At 63.7% G+C, this 369-nt stretch carries 1 protein-coding gene; it reads right to left on the reverse strand.

Features of this window, described 5'->3' with window-relative positions; translation table 11 throughout:
• A partial coding sequence (locus AC1D0P_RS32070; protein ID WP_477680413.1) for a class I tRNA ligase family protein occupies window positions 1-369 on the reverse strand: 369 nt, incomplete at both ends.

The following is a 369-nucleotide window of genomic DNA, read 5'->3' on the forward strand; positions in this document are numbered from 1 at the left end:
CTTCTTGCCGTTGATCTGCACCGGCAGCGTGATGACGTTTTCAGCCACCAGCGTCTCGTCATAGACGGGCCAGCCGGCTTCGCAGACCATGCCGGTATTGCCGAGCAGGCCCCAGCACTCTTCGGCCAGATGTGGCGTCATCGGCGCAACAAGGCGGACCAGGATTTCCACGGCCTCGCGGGCGGCTGCGATCGTCACCGCATCCGCCTTGCCGGAGGCAACCTGGGTCAGGGGTGTCGCAAGCGCATTGACCAGTTCGTAGAGGCGGGCGACGGCCTTGTTGAAGCCCAGCCGCTCATAGTCATATCCGACAGCCTTCAGCGTCTTGTGGGCAATCTGCGAGATGGCCAGCGCGTCGCCATCCTGTGC

It is taken from the genome of Polaromonas sp. P1_G2 (genome assembly GCF_056405515.1).